Origin of the sequence: Rothia sp. HMSC066H02 (assembly GCF_001814995.1) — a bacterium.
GTDB lineage: Bacteria > Actinomycetota > Actinomycetes > Actinomycetales > Micrococcaceae > Rothia > Rothia mucilaginosa.
On sequence record NZ_KV818667.1, the window covers coordinates 209,618 to 226,346 of the forward strand.

A 16,729-nucleotide genomic window follows, 5' to 3' on the forward strand; every position below is an offset into this window, starting at 1 on the left:
TCAGACTCAACCCGCCGCCCGGCTATCCCGCGGCAGTGAGCATGCAGGGGCATGCACCGCCCCTAAAATCTAGTGGATGGACTGTAGAGCCACCATCGCCAGCACTCCGAACACAAAGCACGCCGGGATGGTCACCAGCCACACCAGAAGAATCTGCAGAACGATCCTGGACTTCAACGCATTAAAACGCTGGTTTACGCCCGCGCCGAGCGCCGATGCCGTTGCCAGGTGCGAGGAGGAGAACGGCACCTGCAGCAGGAAGTAGCCGATTACCTGCACCACAGCGGTGGTACCCTGAGCGACCGCACCACGGAACGGGTCTAGGCGCACCATCTTGTAGGCGAAGGTGTAGCCGATGCGGCGGCCACCGGTCAGCGTACCGGCGCCCAGGCTGAGGGCAATGATGATGGTGCCCAGCAGCATCCCGCCTCGGGTGAGGGATTGAAGCAAATCCGGGTCTATGATGCGTTCGCTCAGCAGCGCCCACAGCAACAGGTACAGGTAGCCGGTCTGCAGGCCGTGCAATAGCGAAATCGCGGAGGCAGACACCGCCAGCACCTCGCGGGCGTGCTGATTCACCAGGCGCGGGTTATGCCCCACCACGAGGCGGTAGAACGGCACCACCATCAGCCAGGACAGCAGAAAAATGAGCGGCGGTAGGTAGAAGAGCGGCAGCAGGGTCGCCCCAAAAATATGCGGCAGGAAGGCGAGCGAACCGAAGCCTTCAGCGGCGCTGTCGATCCTTGTTTGGGTCCACCAGCTCACGCCGGCAAGGGCACCCACCAGCGCGTGGGTCGAGGAAGACGGAATCCTCGAAACCCAGGTGAGCACACCCCAAATAGCGCAGACCAGTAGCGCCGCAACAATGCCGTTCAGGCCGGTGGTACCCTCCGGGGCACTCACCCACGAGGCGGAATACTCACCGAGCAGCAGGAACGCACCGACCACACCAAGCACGTTGAAGAGCGCGGCAAGGTACAGGGCGGAGCGCTCGCCGAGGGCGCGGGTACGCACCGGAACAGCGACGGCGTTTGAGGCGTCGTGCACACCGGTCACGTAGACCGCGGCAATGAAGGCGCAACAGGCTAGAAGACCCAGGAGCATTAGGATTCCTGAACGATAATGCGGCCGATCTCGGCGGACACATCACGCATGGCGTTGGAGGCGGCGGTCAGCTGCGCCAGGAAGGTGGCGTAGCGGCGGTACCGTTCGGGGGTGTAGCGTTCGGCAATGTACGCGTCGTATTCTTCGGCGGTGCGTAGCGCCTGGCGGGAGATGCGCAGCATGTCCATCCAGTAGTTGTCGAGGCCGCGAATATCGGCGAGTTTGGGGATGACGGCGGCGGTCAGCACCGCCTGACGCTGAATGATGTCCAGGATCGAGGTGATGTGCGTGGCGAAGCCGTCAATGCTGTGCAGGGACAGCACGTGCGCGGCGCTGGTGAGCTTCTCAACGGCGTTGGTGAGCTTGCGTGCCAGCGTGTACAGGTCTTCACGCGGAATCGGCGGGGAGAAGGAGCTGCGCACCTCGGTGAGGGTGCGGAACAGCAGGTTCGTGGAGTCCGCCTCGTGGGTGAGCATGCGTTCGAAGAGTTCGGGGTACTCCGCGACGGGGGAGCCGACCATTTCAGAGAGCAATGCCGCCGCCTCACCGACCTGCGCTGAAATTTCAGCGAGGGAGGCGAGGGATTCGTTGGCGTGGGGGAAAAGTCGGTGCAGCATAGTTCCCAGTCTAACCAGTATTGGGGGCTGCGGGTGTGCATAGCCCGCGCGTATCTCACGAGCGCCCGACCTGCAAACGTCACTGCAACGACCAGTAAATGTTATAGCGCCGACCTGTTCGCGGTTGCGCATGAGGGTTTTAAACAAAACGGTGGGGGTCGATTTCTCGACCCCCACCGGAACGTTTAGGGATGTCGGGTTGGGAGCGCCTCTCGGCGGAAGGCCGCTCGAAGCGGCTAAAGATTTGGAGCCCGGGGCTACCTATTAGCAACCCGACATCTTGTAATTATTATCCACCCGCACCCGGCGCAGAGTCAATTAGAAACAGGCTTTTCACGCCTTCGCGACCCAATGTGGAACCTGTGCCAATTCGCGGCACGAACCCGCATTTTTAGGCGCCCAAACGTTGCAGAAGATTAGAATGCTTCGAGGCTGGTCTGCGATTTTTCCTGCGCAGAATCAGCCCCCGAACCCCCGTTAGCCTGCTGACCAGCCTCAACGGCGCGCAGCTGGGCGGCGACCGCCTCCAAATCGTGCGCAATCTGCTCCATCTGCTGAGCCTGACGCGGCAGACGAGCACGACGCTCCACCGCCTCACGCTTCACCTCGTGGCTGCCCGGAACCGCACCATCCTGCCCGGCAGAGCGCGCATAATCGGTGCGGATACCCAACGCCACCACGTGCGCAAACGCGGCGCAACGTTCCATCGCAATATCCATATCGCCGGTGTACAGGCCCGCCAGAATCTCATCAATCGTGCGGACCACCTCGTCGGCACTTGGCGGGTCGGGAACACCCGCCACAACGTGCGAACGGTAATCCTCCGCCATGCCCAGCTCAAAAGCACGGCTCACCCCGCGCGGCGAACGATGCACCACGTCCCGCAGCCAGTACATACGCCACAGCGCACCCGGCAGGGAGTGGGCGCTCGCGTGCGACCAGAGTTCGGCGAGCATCTCAATACCGTAGTCGTCGGTGAAGCTGACGAGCCGCTCGGTCATCTGCTCGTCGGTGCCGCGTCCGCGCATCAGCAGGATTCGTGCGGAGGCGTGTGCCGCCTCTTCGCGTGCGGCGGGGTCCATGCCGCCTTCGTGGCGTTCAAATTTCTCGGCGGAGTAGAGGACGGGGCGGTGGTGGGTGCGGTGTCGGGTACGCCCGGAGGCGCCGGTTGATGATGCGGGTGTAGACATAGGATTTCCCAGTGTACCGTTCATTGGCTGGGGGCCGGTAGTGTATAGTATTTCTATCTGCACACTTTCAGTTTTGTGTGGATAGGAGCGCCTTTAGCTCAGTCGGTAGAGCTACGGACTTTTAATCCGCAGGTCGTGGGTTCGAGCCCCACAGGGCGCACTAGCCGACCCGTCGCCTCCCGCTTTGCGGGGGTCGGCGGGTTTTTGCGTCTTCACCCTAGTGTGCGGGGTTTTACCCCGTGTTGATTCCGTGTGGTGGGGCGTGTCCTGCCGGGTTGGCCTGGCAGTTTTTGATTTGTGTACGTTGACCCGAAAAGATGAGGAAACCCGTGAGCGTCACCATTAAGAACCCCGAAGAGATCACGATTCTTGCCACTGGCGGCACGATCGATAAGTTCTATTCGGTGGCGGGCACCATGGATATTGGTGAGCCTGCCGCTAAGGACCTGCTGGACCGCGTCATCACTGACGTGCGCTTCGATATTCGTCCGCTGATTGGCAAGGACAGCCTGGACATGACCGATGAGGATCGTGCCGAGCTGACCGAGGCGCTGAACGCTGTCACTAACGACCAGGTACTCATCACCCACGGCACCGACACCATGCCGGAGACTGCCCGCTACCTGGTGGAGCACGCCGATCTGGGCGATAAGGTTGTGGTGCTGACCGGTGCGATGCAGCCCGCTGTGATGGCTCATTCGGATGCCGGTTTCAACCTGGGTGCCGCTATTGCCGCCCTGAACCTGCTGGAGCCGGGCGTGTACATCAGCATGAGCGGTCGTATTTTCCCTGCTGAGAGCGTGCGTAAGGACCGTTCTCGCGGCATTTTTGAGGGCTAAGATGGCTGATTCCGCTCGTATGAGGCGGGGTGAACCGGTTTCTTCCGCTGAGCTTGCGCCGGTGGAGGGCTCCTCGGATCTTGTGCCGCAGGAGCACATGTCGCAGGCGCAGCTCATGCAGCTGCAGGCGATGGATGAGCTGGAGCAGCAGGCTGATGAGTTCTGGAATGTCACCAGTGATTACCCGCTGCCGGCTAAGAACCTGTACCTGGTGCGTGTGCTGCTGCTGGTCGTACCCTCGCTGATTACTGTTTATTACTTTATCCGCGTCACGCTTTTCCCGATTGGTGCGGTGCCGCTGGTCTATCTGGTGATGCACATGTGGGTTGCCATGATTTACCGGGCGAACCGTTCGGTGAAGTTGGTATTGCTGGCGAATGCGGCATCCGGGGTCGCGGCGGCGATTATGACGGCGTTCTTTGCCTATGCGCTTGTGACGGTGCACGGCCCGCAGACGCTGCTGGACCGTGTGGGTATGTTCTATACGGTGAGCCTGCTGACGGTCATGGCGTCGTTTGCGTTGGAGGTTCTGTTCTCGCTGTTCTATAGTTTGGCAGTTCGTAGGAGCTTGCGTTTGACGCGGCAGAAGCAACAATCGGAGCAGCAGGGCGCTGAAGAGCGGAAGGCAGAGGAGCCCGCTGAGGCTTCGCGTGTAGCGGAGCAGAGCTAACGCACACCGACGGGCGGGCGAATCCCTGCGCATCCGCGCCTCTGCAGGGTGAAGCCTGAGGGGTGTTGATGGGGTGATAAGTGGCGGTGTGACACGCTCTCAACGATGCCCAGCCACTGCTCAGATTCCCTTAAAGTACGCGTGATACGGTAGAGACAGAAACACGACCCGCACCTGCCAGGAGGCCACTCATGGGCGCTACACACCTGAACACAGATGCCGCTTCATCCGCAGAACACCCGGATGAAGATATCAGTATGCAGACCCGCTTTCAGGCGCCTATCCGTCACGTGACTCCTGCTACGCCGGAGGTGTCCGTTCCGCTGAACGTGCCGCCGGTGGTGACTGGCTCGCATCCGGTTATTTCGGCGACTTCTACCGTCATCATTCAGGATGGTACGAACCCGCCGATTGTGGTGCGTACGCACCCGACGGGCCCTCTGCCGCCGTTCCCGGGGCAGGGTCAGGTTCCCGCTTTTCTGCGCACCTACACCGCTGACGAGGTGAAGGAGCGCAAGCAGAAGCTCAAGAAGAACCTGCTAGTCCGCGCCGTTATTTTGAGTATTTTGACCCTGGTCGAAGGGCTCATTATCTCCCAGTACACGCAGCCGTTGGCGATTTGCTTTGGTTTTGTGGCGGCGCTTTACCTGGTGGTTCAGATGTGGCCGCTGATGCGCCCTCCGAATGATTCGACGGACGCCTCCGTGTATAGCGTTTGGGCTATCTGCTCCCTGATCGGGTATGTTGCCGTGGGGCTGGTGCTTTCACCGATTACGTTCCTGCTGCTGATGCTCGACTGGGCTGGAGTTTCGATGGGGCTTGACCCCCTGCTGATACTTGTTGTCTTGGGCTTGGTCTGGTTGAGCGAGGTCGGTTTATCGTTGCTGACCATTTACCGCTTCAATAACTTGCGAATTGCGATGGCGAATCGGGCAGATTCTCCGTTGCTACCTGACAGTATTTCTGCGACGGTTGATCCGTCCGCTTCTGCCTAAAGTTCTGAGGCGGCGCGGTAGACGAACGTCGCGCCCACACTCACATCACACACTCGCTCATACGTTTTCCGCACACTATCAGCCGATATCCGAAAGATTCAGCTATGTCCGCCGTCGAGTCCTCTCCGCCATCCGCTCCGAACACCACGCATCTTACGAAGCCCGCCACCCCCACTCTCGTGTCTGTGGCGGGTTGGGTTCTGCTCGTTATTGCTGTGGGCTGGCTGGTGCTGATTGGGTACACCGGTGTCACCTATGCAACGACGCAGCTGTCGCACCTGTCGACGTGGCGCGCCCAGTCGCTGGTGGAGGCGCAGGCGTACTACCCGGTGATGTTCTTGCTGGTCAGCGCGTTCGGTAACGTGACCCTGCATGCTTTCTGCACGGTGGCGTACCTGCGTGGCTACCGTTGGGCGGCGCTGGTGCTGTCGGTGGCGTTGGCGTTGGGCGTTTTGGCTTCTTTGCTGATTATGCTGACTGTGGCGGCTCTTCTGGGCACGTTGAATGGTGCGCCGAGCCAGGATGTTGAGCTGCTGCTCAGTAGCGCTTCGCCGTTGTATACGCCGGTGTATATTGCTGGCCCGTACATGCTGGTGTGCGTGGTAGCGTTGGCGTTGGTGTGGTCGCGTCAGTCGCGTTCGTACATGCGGGCGCGCCGTGATTGGCGTTTGCGCCGCAGCGAGGATTACCTGATTTAGCCTCATAGGTTTTGGCCACGGATCCTGCAGGTCCTGCGGGGCCCGGGTCTGCGGCTCACCGATAATTTTATTCACCCAACCACAGTTAGGATGACTCGTGCACCCTACTTCCGAACCTGCGCACGAATCCTCATCGCAGACTAGCCCCGGCGCCGCCAAGCGCACATATGATGAGCGGGCGGCGTTTGAAGAGGCGAAAAGAAACCTTGGCATAGTTGGCGATAGGGAACAGGAATTTAACCGGGGACTGGCGATTCTTGGTAAAGCCTATTCCATCGGTATGACGCTCATCCTGGTGTATTTCCTCCTGGACGCGTACCAGATTCTCGTTACTGCGGGCCGGAGTTTGAACATTGGCTCGTTCCTTAGTTATGCCCTGCCGAAGGTTCTGCCTGACGCCATCTTGGTGGTGCCGTTCCTCTGGATTGTTCTGGGGTGGGTCAAAGACGGGTACATTAATCCGCGCCGCCTGACGATGCTGTACCTGCTGCTGTGCTCCTTGAGCGGTGTGCTTTCTTTCGCCGGTGTTTTTGGTATGGCTCAGGTGCTTTTCCCTGCGTTCACTGCTCTGGATCCGGCTTCGCATCCTGCCGCCGCTTCGTCTATCGTGACGCAGGCTCTGGTTGCGGTCATTACGGCGGGTAGCGCTGTTCTCATGTTTCTGCTGACTCGCCCGGCTGTGGGCGCGGTTCCGAGCTTTGCGGTGATTCGGAAACAGATGAGGGCTATCGAGGAAAGCACCTCGGGTGCTGAGGATGAAGAAGAGCTGACTCGCGAGGATGTTCTTCGTCAGCTTGAGAAGGAAGAAGGCCCGGTCAAGGACTCTACCGAGCAGCTGTTGCGTGAGCTTTCTGCCGATTATGCGCTCTCGAATGATCCGGCGGAGAAGAACCGCCTGCTGGATGAGATACAGCAGGTTCAGCGCGCCCAGAAGGCGGGTGTGAAGCCTAATCTTGGTGGCGCCTCCACTGGTGAGGCGGGTAAGCCCCACGAGCAAGCACACGGGGATGAGAAGGCTACTGCTGGATCTACCGCGCCTGCCGCTCCTAAGGTGGTGCTCCCGCCCCGGCCGAAGGCGCTGCGCGGCGTCATGCGATGCTTTGTCGCCATTATGGCGGTGGAAGCAACCCATAAAATCTTCCTACATATGATTGATGGGCGTTCAGCTGGTGGCGTCGAATTATGGGTGGGTTTCATCATCCCCGGTATAGTGCTCCTCCTCGTTGAGCACGCCATACCGATGTTTGTCCTTTGGCGACTGTGGAGGGGCCGACTCTGGGCGTATGTCGTCATCTTTATTAGCTTCGCTTTTATAGCTATCAGGGGCTTGATAGATTTTGTGAACACCTTCCTGACGACTGGTTATCTTTCCCGGTTGCTGAATGGTACGCAGACGTGGAGTTCTCAGTACTACGCGTCAGCTGTGCTGTCTGAGAATGTTGCTGACACCTTGATTACGCTCCTCTCCACCCTGATAGTTGTGCTGCTCATTAGCCGTTCCACCAGGATTTATATGGCTACCGCGAGGTTGGCGCGCTTGAAGGCGCGCGAACAGGCGAACGCCGGTGATGGTCGGGTCGTTGAACATCAGGACGCAGAAACGCGTGCTCGCCTAGAAGATGAACAGACCCGCAGGGAAGAGAAGGAAGCTAACCGACGCGCTGAAGAAGCGGTCGCTCAGCAGTACAGGAGGACCCGCCGTACGGATGCGCGGAAGAACTCCCGCAACGAACAGCGCGGCTACAAAGATACTTCCGTGTACACCGAGGAAGGCTACCGCCTCAACTAGGGCGGATGCCCCTCCCCATGGGGAGACTCTTTGCCACCTGCCCCCGTGCTACAGCGTGCGGGGCGGGGTGCGAAGAGAAGAAAGGAACAATGATGTCAGAACGTACCCCAAAGCAACCGTTGAACGATCCGGAGTACACGGTTCCCGAGTACAGTGTGCTACTGCCCTCTAACGAGGCTGAAAATAGCACGGCAGAGGGCGATGCCGCCTCCAGTAACGTAGCTTCCGGTAGCGTCGCAGATAACAGCGCGGCAGAGGGTAACGCGCCCGGCGGTAGCGCCTCCGAGCACGCCAGCACCCCCGAGCAAACCACCACTGGCTACCGGGAGGCGACCACCGGCTACACTGCCGCCTCCGAGCAGGTAATTCCGGAGCGCCCGAAGGCTATGCGTAGCGTCATGTGGTGCGCTGCCACCATTATCGTGCTGGGGCCCCTGAGTAATTTTCTGCCGATTCTAAGCCGGTCGTATATCGATTTTAAGATGGTGGTGAGTGTTTTCTTCTCTGCGCTGGTGGTTACCCTCATCCTCTCCGCCATCCCGATTTTTGTTCTCTGGAAGATCTGGGATGGCCGCGAGTGGGCGCGCATCCTTACCATCATCTACTGCGCTCTCGCGGCTGCTAGTGGTGTGCTTATTCTTGCGGATAATTTCTCGGAGTTAAGCTCTAGAGCGGCTGCGGCGTCCAGCCTGGTGCGTATCGTGAGCGGCGTTTTTACTCTCGTTCTTTACCTCCTGATGATTGTGCTGCTGACTCGTGCTCCTATTAGGACGTACACCCAAATCGTTAGCGGGGCACGCGCACTAGAACACCAGCAGATGATGTCTGAGACGAGACAGGCTGCCGGTCAGGTGCCGGCAGAACTTCGAGAGCTTTTCGCTGATGACGAGGACGGCGAACACACCTCAGTAGAGGGAAAGACCCCTCGCCCCCCACACCGTAGCGCTGGATGGGGCACGTAGAAAGGCGCAACAACGTCAGGAGTTCCGAGGCTAGCTCTCGGAATGGTGCACGTGGTGACTCGGGTACCTCTGAATACGCTGAGAAAGGGTACCGCCTTCCTGAGGTGTGGCGCGCCTCCTTATATCCTTGGGGTAAGACTCTTTAACGCCCGCCCCGTGCACTGTAGCGCGGGGTGGGTGCCAGGGGAGAAAGGAATGACGATGTCAGAACGTACCCCGAAGCAACCCTTGAATGACCCGGAATATACGGTTCCCGAATACAGCGTGCTGTTGCCCTCCGAGGAGGCTAAAAACAGCACGGCAGAGGGCGATGCCGCCCCCGAAACCAGCACCGCCCCCAGCACCGCCCCCAGCGGCGCCCCCAGCGGCGCCCCCAGCGGCGCGGTAGGCAATAACGCGGCAGAGGATAACGCGCCCGGCGACAGCACCCCCGCGCACGCCATCACCGGCTACCGGGAGGCGACTGTCGGCTACAGTGCCCCTACCGCCTCCGAGCATGCGGGTTGGGTACGTCCGAAGGCTCTGCGCAGCGCCAAGCGGTGCACCACCGCGATTATTATTCTGTCGCTTTTCACCACTATCCAGCTCTTCCTGCTCTTCGGTAAACCAATCGCCGGTGTGGAGACGCTACCTGACCTTGTCGTGCGTATGCTGGGATACCCTCTCCTCTTTGTTCTTATCCAGATTTGCCTCTTCTGGATGACCTGGAAAGGACACAGGTGGGCGCACATACTTACCCTCATGTACAGCGCCTACGAGGTCTTGAGTCGCATGTATTGGTTTGCGCAAGATTTCCTCGTGGACTCCCGCTATATCACCTTGTTGATGGATGAGTTGCAGTCCTCCGACTCTGTAGATTTTGCGGTCGCTTTTCTCATACGTACCGCGGTTGGTGTTTTCATTACTGTCCTCTACGTCCGGAATATTGTGTTGCTGACTCGTCCCTCTGCGTGGGCGTACACGGCTACCGGCAGCAGTGCACTGAATAACCAAGTGGTCAATCAGAATCCACAGGCATCTAACACGAACTCCAATGAAGGCGGGAACAGCCTCAACTAGGGTGTTTGCCCTAAACGGCACCGCTACCGCCAAAAGGCTCAGAGCATGAAAGGGTGGGGATACCAAACGGTATCCCCATCCTTTTGCGTTAAATATCGAAATCTTCTAGCTGGTAAAACCCTTTGAGTTATCTAAAAGGTTCCAGGCTTCGTATAAAAACTCTACAAGGCCCGAAGAGCTTACACTATACTGAAAAAGTATTATTCTCTCAGCTAACTACATCAAATAACTCTTTTGGGTAGATTTCATGTAAATCTACCCAAAAAAGTGGAACAACCACCGATTCACGCACCATAGTGCGAGCATACGAGAGAAAGAACGACGATGTTTAACAATACTTCCGGCGCCCCCGCGGGCACGCTGGCACCGCAGTCTAACGCCGCAGCATCGAACTTTCCGGCACCGAACTTCGCAGCACCCACCGCAGAGGCACCTCAGTCTCAGGTTCCTGCTGGTGCCCGCCCCGTGTATGGTGTTCCGGGCATCCAGCGCGCTATCAATCTTCCGTCGCGCCCCATTGCCATCTGGACGGTAAGTATTTGCGTGATGTTGCTCCTGCTTACGTACCCCCTGCAGCCTCTTGTGGGTCTAGAGTTTATGTTTGCGTATGTACTGGCAGGCGCAACCATGGGGCTTACGATGATTCTCCCTATTGTGCTTGGAGTAGTCTCTGCCTGGTACCTCAATGAGGGTTATGAGTGGGCGCGAGTGGTGATTATTATCGAGGGCGCACTGCGTATGCTTCTGGATATTTTGGTTGTAGCTGGCTCTTCCCGATTCTTCCTGAGCAATGACTATAATTCGCAAGCGTTCAGGTTTATGTTTTTTGGTCCGTTTATGACCCTTGAGGGTATGTATGTGAAGCTCGCCTTTGATTTCATCATCCGCATCTTCTTTATTGTTCTTCTCTGCCAGCCGCAAGTGGGGCAATACATCAAAACGTGTGAGAATCTGCGACGCATGGGCGTGCGGTAAATCGTACTGCAGAAGACATAACCAATCGGGGTATAACCCCACCCGTTCTATAAAGCAGGTTTCGCATGAGCCTGCCAGGTTTGAACAATTTCTTGAACAATCGCCGACTCACGCATCAGCGTGGGGCACATACAAGAAAGAACGACGATGTTTAACAACGCTCCCAACTCTTCGGCTACTGGTCCGGCATCTCAGCCTAATACCGCAACACCGAACTTTCCGGTTCCGGGCGCACCCGCTCCTTCATACAGCATGCTGGGCTCCTACGAAGTCGTTTACGTCCCTTCGCAGCCTGTCGCCCTGCGTGCGGCGATGGGCTGCGCAATCGCTGTGATGGTATTGGTCGCCCTATCATCCCTGTACGTGATGGCCTGGCGTGGTGTGGAATTCGCTGGTCTTTCATGGATTGGCTTTACCGCTATCGGCGGGCTCGTCATCTGGCAGCTCTGGCAAGGAGCCCGCTGGGCGCACATACTGGTCATCGTTGATTGTGCGCTATACCTTGTCCTTAACCTATTGGGCTTGCTGTTGCTTCCTCTTTTGAGTCAGATTGGTGTACCCGTCCTAGAAGTGATTGGGCTAGCAGGCGCATACCACTATGGAGATCCTAATGTCTTCTTTGTGCTGGCTCTAGGCAGGACCGCACTTGATGTTGTCTTGCGTATTGCCATCATTATTCTTCTGGCTCAACCGCAGGTATTGCAGTACTTCAAAGCTCACGCGGACCTTCGAAGCATAAGCGTAAAGTAACCTTGTGGAGGTGTAGCTGGCTTCCGGGACATCACCTCCACCGGGTTTGAGAGAACGCAAAAAGGTGGGGATACCAAACGGTATCCCCACCCTTTCTCATCCCCAGCTCAGCAGCCGAGAAGGACTCACGTATTACTCAGCAGATTCCTGCTTCGCCTTCGAACGGCCACGCAGGTACTCGATAATAACCGGCACCACAGAAACCGCCACAATAATCACAGCAATGTACTCAATGTTATTGTGCACGAACGGGATACCGCCCAGCAGCACACCCGCCAGACCAATCGAACCAATCCACGCAACCGCACCAACAACATTCCACAGGTGGAACTTCTTACGGTCGTACGAAGAAATACCAGCCGCAAGAGACACAAAAGTACGAACAATCGGCACGAAACGACCCAGAACCAGAGCCAAACTACCGCGCTTCTGGAAGAACTCCTCAGTAGTGTGCAGGTTCTTGGTGCTCAGAATCTTCGCGTCATCCTTGAAGATCCTACGGCCGTAACGGGCACCAATCTGGTAGCCAACCTCAGCGCCAGCAATAGCAACCAGCACCAGCACCGGGAACGCAACCCACAGAGACAGGCCCATCTGCTCATGCAGCATACCCAGAGCAAAAATCAGGGAGTCACCCGGAAGAATCGGGAAAAGAACACCGGACTCAATAAATACGATAATTGCCGAAACAACCAGAACCCAGGGGCCGGTATCGAGCAGGAACTGCTCAAGGTCGAGGCCCAAGAGCGCAACCGGAAGATGCGCCAAAGCGGTGGCAAGAAAAGTCATGAAAAATCCTGAACTGTGAGTGGACCGCACACACGGATCGGCGGCGGAGTAACACCAGCATAGAAAGCGTACCTATGGTGAACATTGTGCAAAACTATGCGGAGGCTGTGTATTACTGGCACAATTCTACCGGCATTTACGCCGGACGCACGGGTGAGCGAGGCGTAAATCTCCCCACCATCGCGGCTAAACAGCCGGAGGTGATGCGGCGCTCGCGTGCCTCCCCAAGAAATGACCATCCGCAGAGCCGGGCGATACCGGGTGTGACATGATAGAAAGAGAGCACGGCGCGTCGCGGCGTAGCGATTGACCCAACCACCCACCGTTGGAGAGAACCATGAACCCCCAGCACCCAGCGTCCAGCCCCGCCTACTCCAGCCCCGCCAATCTCCTGCACACAGATTCCCTGCATGCTGAAGCCCGTGAAGTGTTGCGCCGCCTCACCGGCGTCGCTGATGCCGAGTTCCACGACGGCCAGTACGAGGCGATTCGCGCCCTCGTAGCCGACCGCGCCCGCACCCTCGTCGTGCAGCGTACCGGCTGGGGTAAGTCCGCAGTCTATTTCATTTCTTCCCTGCTGTTGCGTGCCCGCGGTATGGGCCCGGCTCTTATTGTCTCCCCGTTGCTTTCCCTCATGCGTGATCAGGTCGAGGCGGCATCCCGCGCGGGAGTGCGCGCCGCCATGGTGAACTCCGCGAACGTCACCGAATGGGATGAAATCCACACCCGCCTCGAAGCTAACGAGCTCGACGTACTCCTAGTGGGCCCCGAACGCCTCAATAACCCGGCGTTCCGTGAGCAGTGGCTGCCGTACCTGCTGCCGCGCCTGGGGCTACTCGTTATTGATGAGGCGCACTGTATTTCTGACTGGGGCCATGATTTCCGCCCCGATTACCGCCGTATTGGTTCGCTCATTAAGTCTCTGCCGGTGGGTGTGCCGGTGCTGGCGACTACCGCAACCGCGAATGACCGTGTTAGCCGCGATATCGCCGAACAGCTCAGCACTGATACCACCGCACCCGTGCATGTGTTGCGCGGTCCGCTGTCCCGCGAGTCCCTGCGCCTGGGCGTTCTGACTCTGCCCCATGAGGCGCAACGCATCGGCTGGTTGCTCACGCACCTGAACAGCCTGCCCGGTTCGGGCATTATCTACACGTTGACTGTCTCTGCGGCAGAAGATACCGCAAATGCTCTGCGTGCCAGCGGTTACGAGGTGTTCGCCTATACCGGTAAAACTGACCCGGATGAGCGGCTGGTTGCAGAGCAGGCACTCAAGGAAAACAGGGTGAAGGCTCTTGTTGCGACGAGCGCCCTCGGTATGGGTTTTGATAAGCCTGATTTGGGTTTTGTTGTGCACCTGGGCGCGCCGTCGTCTGCGGTGAGCTACTACCAGCAGATTGGCCGCGCCGGACGAGGTGCCGTCAACGCTGATGTTCTGCTTCTTCCCGGTCGTGAAGACCGCGCCATTTGGGAGTATTTTGCGACCGCCTCCATGCCCAATGAGGAGCAGGCGCTGGCGGTGCTGGATGCCCTCGCCCAGTCCCCGGATGGGTTGAGCACTACCGCGTTGGAGGCGCGCGTTCAGTTGCGCCGCTCCACCCTGGAGCTTCTGCTGAAGGTGCTGGATGTTGAGGGTGCCGCCGTGAAGGAAGGCAACTATTGGCGTCGCACCTCTTCGCCGTGGCAGTACGATAGTGCCCGTTACGCGGCGGTGGCGCAGGCGCGTGTGGTGGAGCAGAACGCCATGCTCGAGTATGAACGCACTAGCCAGTGCCGTATGCTTTTCCTGGCTCAGCAGCTTGATGATGCTTCCGCGACTGCTTGCGGCCGTTGCGATATGTGCGCGGGCCCCTGGTACCCGGTTGAAGTTCCCACTGAGGCGCAGCAGGCGGCACAGAGCAGCTTCAATACGGTGGGTGTGCCCCTGCAGCCGCGCCGTATGTGGCCGAGCGGGCTGGATCAGCTGATGGGTGCGGATGCGCCGCGCGGTCGTTTGTCTAAGGGTGAGCAGGCTGAACCCGGTTACGCTTTGGCTCGTTTGAGCGACATGGGGTACGGTACTCGTCTGCGTGAGCTTCTGGCGACGAATGAGCTGGGTGAACCGGTTGATTCTGAGGTTCCTGCCGAGCTGGGTCGCGCTTGTGTGAAGGTGCTTGCTGCTTGGCAGTGGGCAGAGGCGGGTCGTCCGGTGGCGGTATTGACTCTGCCTTCGCCGGTGCGTCCCCGTTTGGCTCAGTCTCTGGGTAGGGGCCTTGCGTCGGTGGGTCACCTGGTGGATTTGGGTCAGGTGTCTCTGGCGGGGGAGCCGCGTTTCTTTGGCGGTAATAGTGCGTTCCGGTGTGCGGATGTGTTGCGCTCGTACCGGGTGCCTGCAGAAGTGCTGGACTATGTGCGTGAGCATCGGTGCCCTGTTCTGCTGGTTTCTGATGTGGTGGATTCGCGGTGGGCGTTTACGGCTGTGGCACGTGAGCTACGGCTGGCGGGTGCTTCTGCGGTGTATCCTTTCTCTTTGGCTGCCACCCACTAGTCGCGCCCATTAATGTTTATTTATTCCCCTGACGAGGTTGTATGTCATATTCGGAATATTCAAAATTGACGGTCACAGACGGCTCTTCTGCTGTGCTCAGTGATATTCCCGCCCGCCCCGAACACGGCGAGTGGATGGTGCGCGCCCTTGCTGAGGGTGCCGCCGCAGGTGAGCGTGGCGAGATCCCTATCGGTGCCGTGGTGGTGGATGAGCAGGGCATCATTATTGGTTCGGCGGGCAATACCCGCGAGCGGGAGCATGACCCCAGCGCCCATGCGGAGGTCAATGCGATCCGTCAGGCGGCGGCGCATCGGGGTCAGTGGCGCCTGGACGGGTGCACGCTCGTGGTGACGGTTGAGCCGTGCCTGATGTGTGCCGGCACGATCCTGGCGTCGCGCGTTTCGACGGTGGTTTTTGGTGCCTGGGAGGAGAAGACGGGGGCTGCTGGCAGTCGTTACGATGTACTGCGTGATGGCAGGGTTGCTCCGGCTCCCGAGGTGTATGCGGGGGTGCGTGCTGATGAGTGTGCGCGGCTGATGGTGGGCTTCTTTAAGGAACGCCGCCCCTGACCTCCCCTAGGTCTCACCCCTAAAAGATGGTTTGTATAACGCGAAAAGCCGCGCAGGGATTGCGTGGCTTTTCGCGTTATTTGTACGAAAAACCCCATTTATTTGAAAAATACTTCAAGAATTTCAAAAATGACCCCTGTTTTTTCATGAAAAGCCCACCACATCACACATAACCGGGTCTACCATATATAGGCATTGGAGCCTCCGCCTGCCTGCGCCTGACGTTCAACACCCCGCGCGGTGCCCGCGGATGACTCCCAGAAACTCACCCGAACCATCCATTCTCTGAGGGGATCTAACCGTGTTAAGCGTTGACAATATTTGGGCAAAAGGGCGCCACACTCCGCTTTTTGACCGCACCACCTTCTCAGTGGGCGAGGGTGAAGTCATTATTGTTCAGGCGGATAGCCAGCTGGAGCGTACCTCTCTCGCGTTGGCGCTGACTGGTCGCCTTCCCCTGTCCGGCGGAACGATTAGCTGGAGCGAAGGCGATGATGAGCCTCGCCGTATTTCGATGAAGCGTCTGCGTGCTCTCAGCAGCGTGGTGGACTCTCCTGATGTGACCGCTCCTGAGCAGCATATGCGCGTGCACGATTACGTGTCGGAGATGCTCTCCTATAACCTGCCGATTTTTGGCCGTTCCCGTGCGAGCCGCTGGCTGGCCGAGCGCGGTCTTGAGGAGCTGGACGGCTTGTGGATGGATGAGATTAGCGGCGAGATGAACATTGAGCTGATGGCTGCTTTGGCGCAGCATAGCCCCTCTGACTTGCTGGTTTTTGATACTCCTTCCCGCCATCTGAACCATACGTACATGTGGCTTCCGTACCTGGAGGAGCTTGCCGCCGATGAGGACCACCCTCGCACGGTTGTGGCTGTTGTTCCGCATATTTCTGAATCGTGGCATGGTGCGCGTGCTGTGGTGGGTAGTGTTCACATGGATCAGGACGGTGAGTTCGAGTTGGCGGAGGAGTCCGTGGAAGAGCAGCCCGAGACGGAAGAGCTAACTGAGATTGAAGCCTTGATTGATGTGATTGAGGTGCGTGAGGTGGAGGAAATCCCCTTGACCTCTTCGACTCCCCTTACCCTGGCGGCATCCGGCACTTCCGGAGCCGTTCAGACCGCTGAATCTAAGACTGATAACCAGAAGACCGGCAACCAGAAAACTGTTGCCCAGAAGACCGCTGAGAAGGAGTAAG

General features: G+C 58.5%; 16 protein-coding genes and 1 tRNA gene. 13 read left to right on the plus strand and 4 right to left on the minus strand.

The genetic code is table 11. The features are described from left to right. Positions 1-69: 69 nt before the first annotated feature. From HMPREF2999_RS00880 to HMPREF2999_RS00890, 3 genes are all read right to left on the minus strand, one after another. Positions 70-1,104, minus strand: a complete 1,035-nt coding sequence (locus HMPREF2999_RS00880) for an inorganic phosphate transporter (RefSeq protein ID WP_070674434.1) — start codon at positions 1,102-1,104, stop codon at positions 70-72. After that, entirely contained in the window at positions 1,104-1,721 is a 618-nt protein-coding gene (locus HMPREF2999_RS00885) for a hypothetical protein (protein ID WP_005504391.1), read from the minus strand. Before HMPREF2999_RS00885 ends, HMPREF2999_RS00880 begins: the two co-directional genes overlap by 1 nt. 416 nt (positions 1,722-2,137) lie before the next feature. Further along, positions 2,138-2,911 carry a histone acetyltransferase gene (locus tag HMPREF2999_RS00890; RefSeq protein WP_083315058.1) on the minus strand — a complete coding sequence of 258 codons (774 nt, stop codon included), beginning with the start codon at positions 2,909-2,911 and terminating at the stop codon, positions 2,138-2,140. An 87-nt stretch (positions 2,912-2,998) separates the two neighbouring features. On the opposite strand from HMPREF2999_RS00890, the gene HMPREF2999_RS00895 reads away from it, so the two are divergent. The 10 genes from HMPREF2999_RS00895 to HMPREF2999_RS00940 all read left to right on the plus strand — a co-directional run bounded on the left by HMPREF2999_RS00895 (position 2,999) and on the right by HMPREF2999_RS00940 (position 11,648). Further along, positions 2,999-3,071, plus strand: a tRNA-Lys gene (locus HMPREF2999_RS00895). Between the two features lie 169 nt (positions 3,072-3,240). Then, entirely contained in the window at positions 3,241-3,750 is a 510-nt protein-coding gene (locus HMPREF2999_RS00900) for an asparaginase domain-containing protein (protein ID WP_083315059.1), read from the plus strand. A 1-nt stretch (position 3,751) separates the two neighbouring features. Next, positions 3,752-4,420 (plus strand): amino acid transporter, encoded by a 669-nt coding sequence (locus HMPREF2999_RS00905; RefSeq protein WP_070674443.1) that lies wholly within the window; start codon positions 3,752-3,754, stop codon positions 4,418-4,420. 257 nt (positions 4,421-4,677) lie between these two features. Continuing rightward, a complete protein-coding gene (locus HMPREF2999_RS00910) occupies positions 4,678-5,415 on the plus strand; it encodes an organic solvent tolerance protein OstA (RefSeq protein ID WP_246823051.1) in 738 nt (245 codons plus the stop codon). 104 nt (positions 5,416-5,519) lie between these two features. Further along, on the plus strand, positions 5,520-6,113 hold the full coding sequence (locus HMPREF2999_RS00915) for a multidrug DMT transporter permease (RefSeq protein ID WP_070674449.1): 594 nt from the start codon (positions 5,520-5,522) through the stop codon (positions 6,111-6,113). A 280-nt stretch (positions 6,114-6,393) separates the two neighbouring features. Continuing rightward, the gene (locus HMPREF2999_RS00920; protein WP_246823052.1) at positions 6,394-7,902 is read left to right on the plus strand and encodes an ABC transporter permease; all 1,509 of its coding nucleotides are present in this window, start codon (positions 6,394-6,396) and stop codon (positions 7,900-7,902) included. 92 nt (positions 7,903-7,994) lie between these two features. Next, positions 7,995-8,864 carry a multidrug ABC transporter permease gene (locus HMPREF2999_RS00925; protein WP_070674454.1) on the plus strand — a complete coding sequence of 290 codons (870 nt, stop codon included), beginning with the start codon at positions 7,995-7,997 and terminating at the stop codon, positions 8,862-8,864. 201 nt (positions 8,865-9,065) lie between these two features. Next, complete coding sequence (locus tag HMPREF2999_RS09450) at positions 9,066-9,923, plus strand: hypothetical protein (protein ID WP_070674457.1); 858 nt, start codon at positions 9,066-9,068, stop codon at positions 9,921-9,923. 324 nt (positions 9,924-10,247) lie between these two features. Continuing rightward, positions 10,248-10,898, plus strand: a complete 651-nt coding sequence (locus HMPREF2999_RS00935) for a hypothetical protein (RefSeq protein WP_070674460.1) — start codon at positions 10,248-10,250, stop codon at positions 10,896-10,898. Between the two features lie 147 nt (positions 10,899-11,045). Continuing rightward, a complete protein-coding gene (locus tag HMPREF2999_RS00940; RefSeq protein ID WP_070674463.1) occupies positions 11,046-11,648 on the plus strand; it encodes a hypothetical protein in 603 nt (200 codons plus the stop codon). A 132-nt stretch (positions 11,649-11,780) separates the two neighbouring features. Here the strand turns inward: HMPREF2999_RS00940 and HMPREF2999_RS00945 are convergent, their stop codons facing one another. Beyond that, a complete protein-coding gene (locus tag HMPREF2999_RS00945) occupies positions 11,781-12,437 on the minus strand; it encodes a DedA family protein (RefSeq protein WP_070674466.1) in 657 nt (218 codons plus the stop codon). Positions 12,438-12,774: 337 nt separating this feature from the next. Between HMPREF2999_RS00945 and HMPREF2999_RS00950 the strand changes: the two genes are divergently transcribed. The 3 genes from HMPREF2999_RS00950 (at position 12,775) to HMPREF2999_RS00960 (ending at position 16,728) form a co-directional block, all read left to right on the plus strand. Then, complete coding sequence (locus HMPREF2999_RS00950) at positions 12,775-14,964, plus strand: RecQ family ATP-dependent DNA helicase (protein ID WP_070674469.1); 2,190 nt, start codon at positions 12,775-12,777, stop codon at positions 14,962-14,964. Between the two features lie 41 nt (positions 14,965-15,005). Continuing rightward, positions 15,006-15,533, plus strand: coding sequence for a nucleoside deaminase (locus tag HMPREF2999_RS00955; protein ID WP_070674472.1), 528 nt, complete (start codon positions 15,006-15,008; stop codon positions 15,531-15,533). Between the two features lie 301 nt (positions 15,534-15,834). Then, positions 15,835-16,728, plus strand: a complete 894-nt coding sequence (locus tag HMPREF2999_RS00960) for an ABC transporter ATP-binding protein (RefSeq protein ID WP_070674476.1) — start codon at positions 15,835-15,837, stop codon at positions 16,726-16,728. The last annotated feature ends 1 nt before the right edge of the window (position 16,729 follow it).

Bases quoted from the DNA above. Each gene is read 5' to 3' on its own strand.
- HMPREF2999_RS00890 (WP_083315058.1), bottom strand. From the start codon at position 2,911: ATGTCTACACCCGCATCATCAACCGGCGCCTCCGGGCGTACCCGACAC.
- HMPREF2999_RS00950 (WP_070674469.1), top strand. From the start codon at position 12,775: ATGAACCCCCAGCACCCAGCGTCCAGCCCCGCCTACTCCAGCCCCGCC.
- HMPREF2999_RS00910 (WP_246823051.1), top strand. From the start codon at position 4,678: ATGCAGACCCGCTTTCAGGCGCCTATCCGTCACGTGACTCCTGCTACG.
- HMPREF2999_RS00925 (WP_070674454.1), top strand. From the start codon at position 7,995: ATGTCAGAACGTACCCCAAAGCAACCGTTGAACGATCCGGAGTACACG.
- HMPREF2999_RS00880 (WP_070674434.1), bottom strand. From the start codon at position 1,104: ATGCTCCTGGGTCTTCTAGCCTGTTGCGCCTTCATTGCCGCGGTCTAC.
- HMPREF2999_RS00935 (WP_070674460.1), top strand. From the start codon at position 10,248: ATGTTTAACAATACTTCCGGCGCCCCCGCGGGCACGCTGGCACCGCAG.
- HMPREF2999_RS00915 (WP_070674449.1), top strand. From the start codon at position 5,520: ATGTCCGCCGTCGAGTCCTCTCCGCCATCCGCTCCGAACACCACGCAT.
- HMPREF2999_RS00945 (WP_070674466.1), bottom strand. From the start codon at position 12,437: ATGACTTTTCTTGCCACCGCTTTGGCGCATCTTCCGGTTGCGCTCTTG.
- HMPREF2999_RS09450 (WP_070674457.1), top strand. From the start codon at position 9,066: ATGTCAGAACGTACCCCGAAGCAACCCTTGAATGACCCGGAATATACG.
- HMPREF2999_RS00905 (WP_070674443.1), top strand. From the start codon at position 3,752: ATGGCTGATTCCGCTCGTATGAGGCGGGGTGAACCGGTTTCTTCCGCT.
- HMPREF2999_RS00940 (WP_070674463.1), top strand. From the start codon at position 11,046: ATGTTTAACAACGCTCCCAACTCTTCGGCTACTGGTCCGGCATCTCAG.
- HMPREF2999_RS00920 (WP_246823052.1), top strand. From the start codon at position 6,394: ATGACGCTCATCCTGGTGTATTTCCTCCTGGACGCGTACCAGATTCTC.
- HMPREF2999_RS00885 (WP_005504391.1), bottom strand. From the start codon at position 1,721: ATGCTGCACCGACTTTTCCCCCACGCCAACGAATCCCTCGCCTCCCTC.
- HMPREF2999_RS00955 (WP_070674472.1), top strand. From the start codon at position 15,006: ATGTCATATTCGGAATATTCAAAATTGACGGTCACAGACGGCTCTTCT.